Origin of the sequence: Marinobacterium jannaschii DSM 6295, assembly GCF_000620085.1 — a bacterium.
GTDB classification, from domain to species: Bacteria; Pseudomonadota; Gammaproteobacteria; order Pseudomonadales; family Balneatricaceae; genus Pontibacterium; species Pontibacterium jannaschii.
Window position 1 is genome coordinate 376,658 of record NZ_KK211064.1, and the last position, 13,393, is coordinate 390,050.

Sequence of the window (13,393 nt, forward strand, 5' to 3'; positions counted from 1 at the left end):
GGGAGAAAGCGAGATGGATGTGCCTCTTAGTTTTGCCTGGATCGACAATCAGCAACGCTATCAGACCGCGTCTGAGAGCTATCTTGAACTGCTGGAGCTGAACGCGGAGCAGCTGTCCGGTGCCAGCCTGACCGCTATTCACGGTGTAGAGCGGGCAGCGATACTGAAAAAGCAACTGCTGCAGGCCCACGACAAGGGCTGTGCCGATGTTCAGCTGGAACTGGGCACAGCGACTACGCCGGGCTGCTGGCGGATCTTCTGGAATGAACTGCAGCAGCTGTACCTGATCTCGGAGCAGTCTCCTGCAGTGGCGGATAATGACCCCCAGGCGCTGATGGTGGCCGACCAGGGCAACCGGATCAGCGCCGTAAACCGCCGTTTCAGCGAGATTACCGGCTATACAGAGACTGAGGTGATCGGTCAGGAACCGTCCCTCTTCAGTGCCGGGCAGGCCGATAACAGCTTCTATAACGATCTCTGGATCCGGCTCAGCCGGGATGGCTGCTGGCAGGGGGAGCGCTGGCAGCGCCGCCCCGATGGCCAGGTTTACCCGGTCTGGTACAGCATTACGGCGCGGCATAATCCGGCCGGGGAGCTGATTGGTTACAGCGCCCGCTTCTCTGATATCTCTGGCCTGCGGGATGAACAGGCCCTGCTCTCCCAGAGCGCTCATTATGATGCCCTCACCGGCCTGCCCAACCAGAACCTGCTGCTCGACCTGCTCAGCGGCCGCCTGCGTCGCAGCAGCAAGCAGAATGACGCCGTGGCGCTGCTGATGATTGAGGTAGCCGCGCGCCGCAAAAGCGGGGAAGGACTCAGTGGCGGCGAAAACGAAGACTGGCTGCAGGCGGTCACAGAGCGGCTGCAATCGCTGCTGCGCAGCAGCGATATCCTGGCCCGTTGTGCTCCGGGACGCTTTGCTGTGGTGCTGACCAACCTACGACACCAGAATGAGCTGCTGACCGTCGCCGGGCGGCTGATGGAGCAGATGAGCGAACCGTTCTACCTCGATCACCGGGAGGTGGACATGTCCGCCTGGCTGGGGATCGCCTGCTGCCCGGACCATGGCGACAGTGCCCGCCAGCTGATGGTGCGTGCCGAGATGGCCGCGCGGGTTGCGAGCCGGGAGAAGCCCGGCAGTATCCGCCTCTATGAACAGCGGATGGAGCAGAAAAGCGGCACCGACAGCCTGAAAGAGGTGGATATTATTGAAGCCATCGGTGCCGGCGAACTGAAAATGCGTTACCTCACCATCTACCATGCCAGCAGCCATCGCGCCGAAGCGATACAGGCGCTGCCGGTCTGGCAGCATCCGCAACAGGGCGAACTGGGCGCAGGAGCCTTCACGCCGCTGCTGCGCTCCGGCGAGCAGCGTCAGCGCTACCAACACTGGCTGGCCCAACAGCTGGCGCGGTTGAATGATCTCTGGCCGCGCTTCAGCAAGCTGCACTTCGTGACCCTGCCCCTGGATCTGAGCCAGCTGGTTGCCCCCGGCGCCACGCTGCTGTGGCTGGAAGCGCTGCAACGCCAGAAGATCCCTCCCGAACGGGTGATGATCGAAGTCGATGCCCGCGATGCGATGCTGTTTGAGGGCGTCCTGTTTGACCTGCTGGAAGCCGACCTGATGCTGGCGATCCGCGCCGAAGACGGCCTTGATCTCGGCATCGATCAGCTGCGCGACCTGCAGCCTGAGCTGCTGCGCATCAACCACCATCTGGTGGCCGCGCAGGAGCGTGATGTCGCCAAGCATCAGCTGGTGGATCAGTTACTGGAGAAAGCCCGTACTCTGGGTATCGCCGTGCTGGCAGAAGGGGTCGCCACTACCGGGCAGCTGGCGTTACTGCGTTCGCAGGGTTGCGCCCTGATGGAGGGACCCTACTTTGGCCGGCCACTGGATACCGAACAGATACATGAGCAGCTGGTGCTGGAGATGAGCGCTATCTGAGTCACATATACCTCTTCCATGGATGGAACAGATGTCATTAGCCATAGTTCATACCCGGGCGCTGGTGGGAATCAGCGCCCCGGCCGTTACCGTTGAAGTCCATCTTTCCGGTGGATTGCCCGCCATGGCAATCGTCGGATTGCCGGAAACGGCGGTTAAAGAGAGCAAAGAGCGGGTGCGCAGCGCCCTGATCAATGCCGGTTTCGATTATCCCCAGCGACGCATTACCATCAACCTGGCCCCGGCCGACCTGCCCAAGGAGGGAGGGCGCTTCGACCTGGCCATTGCCATCGGCATTCTTGCGGCCAGTGGCCAGATTCCGATACAGCCGCTGGAACAGCTGGAGCTGATCGGTGAGCTGGCCCTCTCCGGTGAGCTGCGTCCGGTACAGGGCATCCTGCCCGGGGCGATCGCCTGCCGCGACAGCCAGCGCCAGCTTTTGCTGGCTGAGGGCAATGGCGAGGAGGCCGCGCTGGTGGCTGGGCTGGAGGTCTTACCCGGCGGCCACCTGCTGGACATCTGCAGTCATCTGCTGGGGCACCAGCGTATCGCTGCCCTGGAGGTGCAGGCGACGGAGGCTCTGAGCGCCGTGGCGGACGCCGGCCCGGACCTGAATGAGGTAAAAGGCCAGGCACAGGCGCGCCGCGCGCTGGAAGTGGCGGCCGCCGGTTCGCATAATCTGCTGCTGGCGGGTCCCCCGGGGAGCGGCAAGAGTATGCTGGCCAGCCGCCTGCCGGGGATACTGCCCGCGCTGAATGAGCGAGAAAAGATGGAGGTGGCGGCGATCCACTCGGTGGCGGGTTTACGGCGGGACTTCCGCCAGCCCCTGCTGCGGCCATTCCGGGTGCCGCACCATACCGCATCTGGTGTGGCGCTGGTGGGCGGCGGCAGTAATCCGCGTCCCGGCGAAATCTCACTGGCGCATCAGGGGGTGTTGTTTCTGGATGAGCTGCCGGAGTTCAACCGCAAGGTACTTGAGGTGCTGAGAGAACCGCTGGAAAACGGCGAGATCCTGATCTCCCGAGCCGCCCGTCAGACCCTGTTTCCCGCCCGTTTCCAGTTAGTCGCGGCGATGAATCCCTGTCCCTGCGGCTATCACAATGACGGCAGCGACCGCTGTCGCTGCACCCCGGACCAGATCCATCGCTATCAGGATAAGATCTCCGGTCCGTTGCTGGATCGTATCGACCTGCACCTGTGGGTGGCGGCAATCTCCCGTGATGAGCTGATGACCCCGGCCTCTCCGGCGGAGGGCAGCGCCGCGGTGCGGCAACGGGTCATGCAGGCAAGGCAGCGTCAGCAGCAGCGGCAGGGCTGTGCGAATCAGGCCCTGAGCGGCCGGATGCTGGAGCAGCACTGCGCCCTGCAACCGGAGGATCAGAGTTTACTGGCTCAGGCGCTGGAGCGGTTGCGCTTATCGGCCCGGGCCTACCATCGCATCCTGCGGGTGGCGCGGACGATCGCTGATCTGGCCGGTAGTGAGGCGATTCAACAACCGCACCTGCTGGAGGCACTGAGCTATCGTAGTGGGGTGGGGCGCGGCAGCTGAGCGGGGTCAGTCCTTGCCGACGACTTTGAGTTCCGGCCGCGCGCGTTGTGGCAGCGGGGTGACCGGCGCATTGACGACGGCCGGTGCCCGGTTGCGTCCCAGCAGGTGGATAAATTCATCCAGAGGGATCGGCGGGCTGAAGTAGTAGCCCTGCACCTGATCACACTGGTGCCGGCGCAGGAAATTCAGCTGCTCGCGGTTTTCCACACCCTCTGCAATCACCTTCTTATCCAGGCTGTGGGCCAGATTGATGATCGCCCGGACAATCTCCGCATCGCTGCTGTTGCTGGTGACATTAGTGATAAAGGAGCGGTCAATCTTCAGGGTGCTGATCGGCAGCTTCTGCAGCAGGGCAAAAGAGGAGTAACCGGTGCCGAAGTCATCCAGTGAAAAGTCGATCCCCTGGGCGGACAGTTCCGACAGGCAGTTGCTGACATGCTGCTCATCGCTGATCAGGGCTGACTCGGTCAGCTCAAACTCCAGCAGGCGGGCATCCACCTGGGTGCGCTCGATCAGGCGGCGGATGGTGGATGACAGGTAGGCATCCTTAAACTGGCGGAACGACAGGTTCAGGCCGATCCGGCTCAGGGTAGAGCGGGCGCGCAGTATATGGTGCAGGTCGCGGCAGGCACGGTTGATCACCCAGTAACCGATCGGTACGATCAGGCCGTTGCGTTCGCACAGCGGAATAAACTCGCCCGGCGGAATCATGCCGAGCTCCGGATGACGCCAGCGGATCAGCGCCTCGGCACCGATGATGCGGCCGGAGGACAGCTCGACCCGGGGCTGGTAGAACAGCTCGAACTGATTGCCGCGCAGGGCGCGTCCCAGCTGTGGTTCCAGTTCGGCCTGGCGGTCCAGCTGCTCACGTTTCTCATACTGGAACAGGGTATAACTAAAGCCATTCTTACTGCGGGACTTCAGTCGTGCTTCACAGGCCCGGCGAATCAGCTCGACACTGTCCTCGGGCTTCATGCCCCGCGCCGGACAGGAGGCAATGCCCAGACTACAGCTGATCTGGCGGCTGCTGCCCCGAACCTGATAGGGCATGCTGAGCAGGCCGATCAGTGACTTCACCCGGTAGACCGTATTGTTATGCAGTTCGTCGCAGTTTTCGGTGTGATAGATCAGCGCAATCTCGTCATTGTTGAGACGGCCGATCAGTTCGTGTTCCAGCAGGTTGTTCTTCAGCCGTTGCACCATCGCCTTGACCAGGGCATCGCCGCCGGTATGGCCGTAGGTGGCATTGTAGCGGCTGAAGTCGTCGATATTGATCAGTACCAGCACCGTCGCACGTTGCTGCTGTTTAGCCTTCTGCATCACCGCCTGCACCTGCTTCAGGAAGTGGCTGCGGTTGCTGATAAAGGTCAGCGGATCGAGCTGGCGTAGTTGCTGCACTTCGCTGCGGTACCCGGCACTGCGCAGGCTGGTGCGCAGCACGCGCTGTAGCAGGTTGCAGTTTTCGGTGTCGGCCAGTGAGATATAATCGCTGGCGCCCAGACGGCAGAGGTGACGGCCCTGCTCCTCACTGATCTCTTCGGCGACGAAGATCAGCGGGATATCGCTACAGGCCTGTTTGACGTCCAGCAGGTGTTTTTTCCACAGGGGTGGAGCTGCCGGGCAGATCAGCAGTAAAATCTCGGCACCGCCAAGGCGCAGGTGCTCGGCAACCTGATCCGGCTGGGAGCAGATAGACAAGGGGTAATCGTCCCGGGGAGCCAGCAGCATACGCATTACAGCACTGCTTTCGCTGCAAAGGTCTATCAGAAGTAGCGGCAATCGGCTATCTGTGGGCTTACTGCTGGAAGCCGAACTCATTTTGGGCGAATCCTCATGTACATCCTAAAGGCCGATCCGTCCTTGGTACACAGATGCTGAACAACATTCATGTCATAATGGGGTTATCAAAGTAAGTGTCGGCCGCTTCCAGCGATACTTTAGTAAATATTTTGAAACAAACGTTTTAAATCAAAAACGGCAACCAGGCCCCTCTCCGGGCGTTTCAATATAAGCCGAAAGTTTCTTATAACCAACTGATTTTTAAGCACACTTTGTGCGGTGTGAGCGTAGAAGATGAGCAAACTCAACCCACGGCAGCGTGAAGCGGTGGAATATATCAGCGGACCTTTACTGGTGCTGGCCGGTGCCGGGTCGGGCAAAACCAGTGTGATCACCCGCAAGATTGCCTACCTGATCGAACACTGTGGTATTAAGGCGCGCAACATTGCGGCGGTGACCTTTACCAATAAGGCGGCCCGCGAGATGAAGGAGCGTGTGATGGGACTGCTGGAGGGCGGCACCGGCAAAGGCCTGACCGTCTCCACCTTCCATAACCTGGGTATGAACATCATCCGCCGCGAGCACAAGGTGCTGGGCTTTAAACCGGGTTTCTCCATCTTTGACGATCAGGATACCAAGGCACTGCTGCGTGACCTGATGATCCAGAATGATGAAGACACCGACCAGGTCGACAGCGTCTGCTACCAGATCTCCAGCTGGAAGAACGACATGATCGAACCGGAGCAGGCGCTGGCCTCTGCCCGCCTGCCGCAGGATATCCTCGCCGCCCATGCCTATGAGTCGTACAACAGTCATCTACGTGCCTATAACGCCGTGGATTTCGATGACCTGATCCTGATCCCGGTGCTGCTGTTCGAGCGCCACCCGGAAGTACTGGAACGCTGGCAGAACAAGATCCGCTACCTGCTGGTGGATGAATACCAGGATACCAACCTGTCGCAGTACAAGCTGGTGCGCCAGCTGGTCGGCCATCGTGGCGCGCTGACCGTGGTAGGAGACGATGACCAGTCGATCTATGCCTGGCGTGGTGCCCGGCCGGAAAACCTGATTCAGCTGCAGAGTGACTTTCCCAGCCTGAATGTGGTTAAGCTGGAGCAGAATTATCGTTCCACCAGCCGTATCCTGAAGGCGGCCAACACCCTGATCGCCAACAACCCCCATGTGTTCGAGAAAACCCTCTGGAGTGAGATGGGGGTGGGGGATCCGATCCGGGTGATCTACAACCGTGACGAAAATGCTGAATGTGAGCGTATCGCCACCGAGATCCTCAACCAGCACCTGCAGCAGAAGCGCGCGTTCAAGGAGTTCGCCATCCTCTACCGCGGCAACCACCAGGCACGGCTGCTGGAGATGAAGCTGCAGAGCTACCAGGTGCCCTACAAGCTCAATGGCGGCACTTCGTTCTTCGCCCGCGCCGAGATCAAGGACCTGATGAGTTACCTCAAGGTGATGGTCAATCCGGATGATGACAACGCTTTCCTGCGTATTATCAACCTGCCGCGCCGCGAGATCGGGCCTAGCACCCTGCACAAACTCGGTGAATATGCCAACGAGCGCCAGATCAGCATGTTTAATGCCTGCGATGAACTGGGGCTGGAGCAGGCAATGCCGGCCAAGGCGCTGGACCGGCTGCGCCGCTTCTGTAAGTGGATGAACTATATCGTCAAGCGTTCCGAACAGTCCGATCCGATCGGTGCCGTGACCGAACTGATCAAGGATATCGACTACGAAGGCTGGATTCGCCAGAACAGTTCCAGCGAAGCGATGACTGAGAAACGTATCCAGAATGTCTGGTTCCTGATCGACTCGCTGAAATCGACCCTGGAGCGGCTGGAAGAGGATGATCCGGACGTGACCCTGAAGGATGCCATCAATCGCCTGATCCTGCTCGATATGCTGGACCAGCAGGCAGAAGATGAAGAGACCAATCAGGTGCAGCTAATGACCCTGCATAGCTCCAAAGGGCTGGAGTTTCCCCATGTCTTTCTGATGGGCATGGAGGAAGAACTGCTGCCGCACCGCAACAGTATCGAAAATGACGATATAGAAGAGGAACGCCGGCTGGCCTACGTGGGCATCACCCGTGCCCGTAAGACCCTGACCATGACCCTGGCACAGCAACGCAAGCAGTATGGCGAGCTAATCGACTGTGCCCCGAGCCGCTTCCTCGACGAACTGCCGGAAGAGGACCTGGAATTTGAGGGCCGTGGCGAAGCCTGCCCGAAAACCAGTCGTGCCCGCGGTAATGCGGCGCTCAGCGGTCTGCGCAATATGTTCGACTGAGCCTCAGGGCTGAATTGCAGACACAAAAAAGGCCGCGCAAGCGGCCTTTTTTATTGCATCGTCAGGCTTATTCAGCGCTGTCGAGCATGTGCTGTACAGCACCTTCGATCTCTTCGTCAGAGCAGTCTGCACAGGTACCACGAGGAGGCATCGCATTGATACCGTTGATCGCGTTCGCCAGCAGAGTTTCCATGCCCTTAGCCGCACGGTCAGTCCATTCGCTGCTGCCGTACTTAGGCGCACCGGCTACACCGATCGCGTGGCAGGCAGCACATTTCTGGGTGTAGACATCAGCACCGGAGCGCGCGCCGCCACCAGCTGCAGCTGCTACTGCACCGCCGCAGCTTTCATCGCCTTCGATGCATACAGAGCCTACAGCTTTGATACGCTCGATTACTTTCTCTTCGCTGGTTGCAGCCTGTACGGATGCAGCCATAGCGACGCCCAATCCCAGGGCGCACAGCGCAGAAGCAAATTTGTTCACAGTCACGACCTCATCACTCAAGCAAAAAAACCTTGCACATTGGGCAGTGCTGCCTGTCAGGATGCCCATCTGAGTGCGGGCTCGGTGCAGACCAGACTGCTCAAAGCATAACCGGCGGGCATTATAACGACAAAAAGGCGCAACTGAAATGGGGCCTTTGGTGGCAAAGGTCAAAGGATACGAGAAGAATTGCTTAAAAGTCGCATTCAGGGCGGAATTTCTAATGTAATGCCTGTTGGATTAACGCAAAAGCCATGGCCCGGATGCGGTTTGCGACCGGATATAAAATAACCAGAAAAAAGCAATCGGGCCAAACACTTGGCAAGCGCCCCCGATACTCGTATTATACGTCCCGCAAACACTTCCTAGTGCACCCGTAGCTCAGCTGGATAGAGTAGCAGGTTCCGATCCTGTTGGTCGGGGGTTCGAATCCCTCCGGGTGTGCCATTTTTTAGCATTCGCTAACTCTTTGATTCCCAATTTTTTTATTAGCCGTCGTTAGCTTGCTGCTATCGTTAGTCGCTGCTGTCGTGTGCATGTGTCTGCAGGCTGGTCACACTGCGGTCGCAGTGGTCGTATCTACGTGTGCCTCTGTGGAGTAGAAGGGGCTTCTCTTCTCAATTAGATACCACTGATTGGGCGTAATGCGTCCTCGTTATCTATCCTTCTCTCAGCTTCAAAAGATTTTCCGACATACTCGGAGCATTCAGAATAACTGGCTATTGCTGTAGGGCAGTAAAGAGGCGGAGTGATGAGTAAGCGGGGGAGGAGAAAATATACCTATATTTAGGAGGCAAAATACAAGGTCAATAATCGGGAAAAACTTATAGGAGAGAATCGCGTGGCGGTATCACATATCAAATGGGAAGTCAGCGCGTCGATAACCGAAGGCTTGGCATTCATCAATGTATCTCGGGACGGCGAGCACGTTGGCAAGATGATGTTGATGCTCAAATACGACAGGTATTTCATGGAGGCATCTACTGACTATGCCACACTCGACCTGCCGATGAGTCAGTGGATGCCAGTCATCTTTGATGTAATCACGACCAATAACCTCTACAAGCCGGATGATGTTGTTGAGTGGGTAAGGGGACTGAACCACAAGCCATTCACGGTTGTCACAGACGCTGATGTTTTGATGTTTTGATGTTTTGATGGTTGATGATTGATACCCGGGAAAGGCTCACTTTTGGCATATACAGTAATAGGTGAGCCTTTCTGTTTCTCGGTGTAGATACCGGCAAGGTGCGAGTATGCGTTGTCGATGCCGGTCACGATGTGATCACATAAGTGCATTGAAAATGCTAGAAAGGACAATGATCTTCGATAGATTCACTCTCTTGGGCAGGCTCTTGTGCTGGACAGTCGCTATCGTCCAATCTGCTATGAAGTAGCTTTTGAATAGGTTTATCAAAGCCACCGTCATCGGACATCAGCACTACATTGAAAAGAGTTCGACTCAACGTCGATTGCGGAAGGTCATAGTTCCTTCTAAATGGCTTTACTTCCCAATCATTAGCAATTGACCGTTCAAAGCGCTGTTGAATGTTCTTGACTACGCTGTTGGCAGCCTGTTTTTTAGAGACTGATGCGCGCATGAAATATGCTGCAGCGTCTTTTGATGCTCCCCAAATGAAATTATTTACTTGTGCTACCGAGTAATGCTCTAGCGCTTTGGAAAGTGTTAGTTTGGTCTTGTCTCCTGGGCTGAAGTTAAGCCCATGATCTGCCAACGTGTAGCTCAGGAACGCTAGGCATTCTTCCAGAGCTATTTCGGCGCACAGTTGTTTTATTTCGTCGAAATGGAGGTGAAGGAAATCAGAGGATCTTATACGCTCATCCAGCTGGATAACAAAGTTGGAGATTGATAGGTGATCATCAATAACAGGGAGTGCCCAGCTCACATGCATGGGATAAAAATTGAAGCTCTCGTCCGATTTCAATGATATGGCGTTCACATTTGTATCAGGGTGTATAACAATCAATCCCTTCTGGTATAAATCGGTAACTAGGTTTTGGTCTTCGTATGAGCCAGTCGTAAGAGACGAATTATCATCAATGCTTGCGATAGGGTGTATGTATGATATGTCTTCAGATGCGGCATACCGGATCAGAGAGAGTAGTTGAATGCACTCACGGGCATTCAGTTCTTCAGGCCGTAACTCGTTATTATCCTTCCGCCTTTGCAAAACATTCGCAAGGATCTCGCGTTTTTTCTTCGTCTCAGCTTGTTGACGCTCGAATAGCTCTGCTTCTTCAATCTCGCGTATAGCTTCTAAACAGGGGGAGCACACCCAATCTCGATCAGCGTTCTGACTATTTACATAGTCAGTCCGGTTAGTGAACACATAGCTCTCCTCGCATTCGCTGCAGCTTATGTCATCTGTCGATGCGCGACAGTGCTTTTTGGTCAACTGCGGAATTTTGGAGGTTGGTATGCCGGTTAAAGTGGCAACTCCCTTGACACTATGAATGAACTGGCCATCCGGTGACCTCGCCCAGTAGAGCTTGCATGCTTCCCGGATTGTCTCGTCCTCAGTCAAAAAGGTTAGCTCTAAGTGCATCAATCATCCCTGCGTATATTGAGGTTTAAAGCGATAATGATGCCTTATTCGCACTGGTTGCCTCAATAGACTCTCTTGTAAGTAGTAATGAGACTTTCTGTGGTTTGACGAACAGATAATTAACCTGTTGCTCATCCCGAGCCTTTGATCAAAGGGGAACCAGTAACCACGCTGGCTCCCCTTTGTTTTGTCTATTGCTCTGAGATTGTGCTGCACACTCTGGTCACAACCTGATCACATTTTTCCCTGTTTTTACCCCGACACCGTGTGACCGGTGCCCTAAGATCGTCATCAGCTTAGCAAGTTGATATTGATCTGTCGGGAGTGATGTATGGCGACAATCCGGAAGTTAAGGAGCAAATGGCAGGCTCAGGTTCGCCTGAAAGGCTATAAGCCCCAGGCGAAGTCTTTTGCCCTCAAGTCTGATGCTGTGGCATGGGCAAGGATGATCGAAGCCGAGATGCAGCGAGGTGTTTTCGTTGATACCTCTGTGGCTGTGCGTATGACCGTTAAAGACGCGATAGAGCGCTATCTGAGTTCCCTAAAAGATGAGAAAAAACGCCGCATAGAAGGCTCTACGGCGCGGCCTGTGGTTAAAGCGTTTGGGCATATTTCTCTGTTCAATTTAAAAAATCAGCATCTTGCCGAATTTCGAGATCAGCAACTTTCTGTGGTTGGACCGACAACTGTTGTTCATCGCTTATCGTTGCTGAATAAAGTGATGAAGCTAGCACAACAAGAGTGGAGCGTACCTTTCCCGAAAGGAGTGCCTACTGTGCGCAAACCTAAGCGCCCGAGAGGACGTGATCGCCGATTGTTAGCAGGTGAGAATGACTTGTTGCTAACGGCGCTCACAGAGTCTCCAGAGATGCAGCAGATTGTTGTCCTGGCTGTTGAAACAGGTATGCGCCGTGGGGAGTTGGCAACGGTTCGGTGGGATGGCGTGTGCCTCAAGAGCCGCACGCTTCATATCCCTGAGACGAAGACAGGCGTGGCTCGGGATGTGCCGCTCTCAAAGCGAGCTGTTGCATGGAAATAGTAGGTAATGAGAAGCTCGGAAGCGTCCATCACTTGGCTCCTGAGCGACTTTCTTGATGTCATCGCGGTTGCTAAAGTGGTTGGCGACCATCCATTGGAGAGGATTCAGAATGGCACGGAATCGCCGCACATCACCTTTTGAGGATCTCATAGAGATTGCTTCGTTTCTTCCATATTGGCTAAGCCTGTTATTAGCCATAGCTAGCTACCTAATCCTTCATGACTTAGCGACCGTAGAGGTTGGACCAGTCGTAACAGTTGGCACCGGGATACCTCAAAACATCGGGGCGATGTTGCTGCAAAACTTAACCAAGTTCCTGCAGTATATTGTGCCGTTGGCATTTTGTGTGGGATCCGCTGTATCGGCTTTCAAAGCCTTCAAGGGACGTAAGTTGGCTGAGCAATACATATCCACACCGGATATCGGTTCGTTCGATAGCGGGCAAAGCAGAAGCTCAAAGCCGACGGATCAGATGAACTGGCTGCAGTTTGAACTGCTAATCGGACAGGCCTTCCGGCAGCTCGGTTATCGAGTCATTGATGGTGGCGAAGCCGGAGCTGATGGCGGCGTCGACGTTTACCTGAAGAAGGGAGGGGAAACATTCTTTGTTCAGTGTAAGCATTGGAAGAGCAAGAAAGTCGGAGTCTCGGTGATTCGCGAGCTGTATGGTGTAATCGCGGGAGCTGGCGCTAGTGGAGGCTTTGTAGTGACCTCGGGTAGTTTCACTGAAGAGGCTGCAGCATTTGCGAAAGGAAAGCGAATCGACCTTATTGATGGCCAAAAACTCGACATAATGCTCCGTCAAGCACCGGCCTATATACCAGAAGTGTCACTCAGACAGCCTGAAAGTGAGCCTGAGAAGCCTCTGTGTCCACGATGCAAATCTACCATGGTGAAACGTAAAGCTCGGCAGGGGGCATATGTTGGCCAAAATTTCTGGGGTTGTTCGCGGTTTCCGAAGTGTCGCGGCACTCAAAGTGTTGGCAATGTATGAACTTTTAGGGAAAGCGGTATGGAAACAATCGAGCAATATCTAGACAGAACAGAAAGTGCTTCTCATAAGTTGTTTGAAGGTATCGATAGCTATTCGGATGTGCTGCGTGAGGCCAAGCCACTTACTTTCATTACTTCCACTCTTGACCGGGAACTAATGGAGCAAGAGTATCTAGCTTGGCGTGATGAGAACCAAGAAGCGTTGGAGGCTCGTCGAGAAGCTGAGAGAGCTTTCGTTGCTGAGTCATTCGCACTAGCGAATCTCTGTGGTGCCGTATTGCAGACAGCCTCAATGGCAATTAGCAAGTTTTCGACTGAACAACCGATACCTCCAGTCTTTCGAGGGCTGATACAGAAAGGTCAACGCGTTACCAAATATTGTGTTGGCAGAGAGGTGCGCGGAGTCCCAATTGGCTTGATCATCTACGCTGGCCGAAACCAATACAATCACTTTGACGAACGACCAAAGCTAAAGAACCCTGCGAAAACAGTATTCGCGATGCTGGCTAATATGGGGATCAGTGAGAATAATCAGCCGCTTATTGATCCTGCATTTAACCTAACAAACGATCATATAGTATGCTTTGCCAACAATATTACGACGTTACTGGGATGGTGCTCATATCAAGACTATCGCGATGAAATGTTGGCTATGTTGGGTGAAAAATTGAGGTGATCTCAATGGGTAGCTTGTAGCGATACATTGGCCAGGGATTAAGCTTGGATGCCGATG

The 13,393-nt window shown here is 55.2% G+C and carries 10 protein-coding genes and 1 tRNA gene; 8 read left to right on the top strand and 3 right to left on the bottom strand.

Going from position 1 to position 13,393, the window contains the following annotated elements:
- Positions 1 to 13: 13 nt before the first annotated feature.
- Entirely contained in the window at positions 14 to 1,945 is a 1,932-nt protein-coding gene (locus Q354_RS0117600; RefSeq protein ID WP_027858743.1) for an EAL domain-containing protein, read from the top strand.
- Positions 1,946 to 1,976: 31 nt separating this feature from the next.
- A complete protein-coding gene (locus Q354_RS0117605; RefSeq protein ID WP_027858744.1) occupies positions 1,977 to 3,494 on the top strand; it encodes a YifB family Mg chelatase-like AAA ATPase in 1,518 nt (505 codons plus the stop codon).
- 6 nt (positions 3,495 to 3,500) lie between these two features.
- Here the strand turns inward: Q354_RS0117605 and Q354_RS26355 are convergent, their stop codons facing one another.
- Positions 3,501 to 5,228, bottom strand: a complete 1,728-nt coding sequence (locus tag Q354_RS26355) for a putative bifunctional diguanylate cyclase/phosphodiesterase (protein ID WP_051560246.1) — start codon at positions 5,226 to 5,228, stop codon at positions 3,501 to 3,503.
- Positions 5,229 to 5,567: 339 nt separating this feature from the next.
- On the opposite strand from Q354_RS26355, the gene rep reads away from it, so the two are divergent.
- The gene (gene rep, locus Q354_RS0117615) at positions 5,568 to 7,577 is read left to right on the top strand and encodes a DNA helicase Rep (protein WP_027858745.1); all 2,010 of its coding nucleotides are present in this window, start codon (positions 5,568 to 5,570) and stop codon (positions 7,575 to 7,577) included.
- A gap of 67 nt (positions 7,578 to 7,644) precedes the next feature.
- On the opposite strand, the gene Q354_RS0117620 is transcribed toward rep, so the two are convergent.
- The gene (locus tag Q354_RS0117620) at positions 7,645 to 8,061 is read right to left on the bottom strand and encodes a c-type cytochrome (protein WP_027858746.1); all 417 of its coding nucleotides are present in this window, start codon (positions 8,059 to 8,061) and stop codon (positions 7,645 to 7,647) included.
- 370 nt (positions 8,062 to 8,431) lie between these two features.
- Between Q354_RS0117620 and Q354_RS0117625 the strand changes: the two genes are divergently transcribed.
- Positions 8,432 to 8,508 (top strand) — tRNA-Arg (locus Q354_RS0117625).
- 394 nt (positions 8,509 to 8,902) lie between these two features.
- Positions 8,903 to 9,211, top strand: a complete 309-nt coding sequence (locus Q354_RS0117630; protein WP_027858747.1) for a hypothetical protein — start codon at positions 8,903 to 8,905, stop codon at positions 9,209 to 9,211.
- A gap of 157 nt (positions 9,212 to 9,368) precedes the next feature.
- Here the strand turns inward: Q354_RS0117630 and Q354_RS0117635 are convergent, their stop codons facing one another.
- Entirely contained in the window at positions 9,369 to 10,628 is a 1,260-nt protein-coding gene (locus Q354_RS0117635; RefSeq protein ID WP_027858748.1) for a hypothetical protein, read from the bottom strand.
- Positions 10,629 to 10,959: 331 nt separating this feature from the next.
- Here Q354_RS0117635 and Q354_RS26360 point away from each other — a divergent pair, with 331 nt between their 5' ends.
- The 3 genes from Q354_RS26360 (at position 10,960) to Q354_RS0117650 (ending at position 13,336) form a co-directional block, all read left to right on the top strand.
- A complete protein-coding gene (locus tag Q354_RS26360) occupies positions 10,960 to 11,667 on the top strand; it encodes a tyrosine-type recombinase/integrase (protein ID WP_051560247.1) in 708 nt (235 codons plus the stop codon).
- A gap of 109 nt (positions 11,668 to 11,776) precedes the next feature.
- A complete protein-coding gene (locus tag Q354_RS0117645) occupies positions 11,777 to 12,661 on the top strand; it encodes a restriction endonuclease (RefSeq protein ID WP_027858749.1) in 885 nt (294 codons plus the stop codon).
- A gap of 18 nt (positions 12,662 to 12,679) precedes the next feature.
- Positions 12,680 to 13,336 carry a hypothetical protein gene (locus tag Q354_RS0117650; protein WP_027858750.1) on the top strand — a complete coding sequence of 219 codons (657 nt, stop codon included), beginning with the start codon at positions 12,680 to 12,682 and terminating at the stop codon, positions 13,334 to 13,336.
- The last annotated feature ends 57 nt before the right edge of the window (positions 13,337 to 13,393 follow it).

What these genes read in the sequence shown, in the direction of transcription:
- Q354_RS26360 (WP_051560247.1), top strand. Translation starts at nt 10,960, where the DNA reads ATGGCGACAATCCGGAAGTTAAGGAGCAAATGGCAGGCTCAGGTTCGC.
- Q354_RS0117650 (WP_027858750.1), top strand. Translation starts at nt 12,680, where the DNA reads ATGGAAACAATCGAGCAATATCTAGACAGAACAGAAAGTGCTTCTCAT.
- Q354_RS0117645 (WP_027858749.1), top strand. Translation starts at nt 11,777, where the DNA reads ATGGCACGGAATCGCCGCACATCACCTTTTGAGGATCTCATAGAGATT.
- Q354_RS0117635 (WP_027858748.1), bottom strand. Translation starts at nt 10,628, where the DNA reads ATGCACTTAGAGCTAACCTTTTTGACTGAGGACGAGACAATCCGGGAA.
- Q354_RS0117600 (WP_027858743.1), top strand. Translation starts at nt 14, where the DNA reads ATGGATGTGCCTCTTAGTTTTGCCTGGATCGACAATCAGCAACGCTAT.
- Q354_RS0117605 (WP_027858744.1), top strand. Translation starts at nt 1,977, where the DNA reads ATGTCATTAGCCATAGTTCATACCCGGGCGCTGGTGGGAATCAGCGCC.
- Q354_RS26355 (WP_051560246.1), bottom strand. Translation starts at nt 5,228, where the DNA reads ATGCGTATGCTGCTGGCTCCCCGGGACGATTACCCCTTGTCTATCTGC.
- rep (WP_027858745.1), top strand. Translation starts at nt 5,568, where the DNA reads ATGAGCAAACTCAACCCACGGCAGCGTGAAGCGGTGGAATATATCAGC.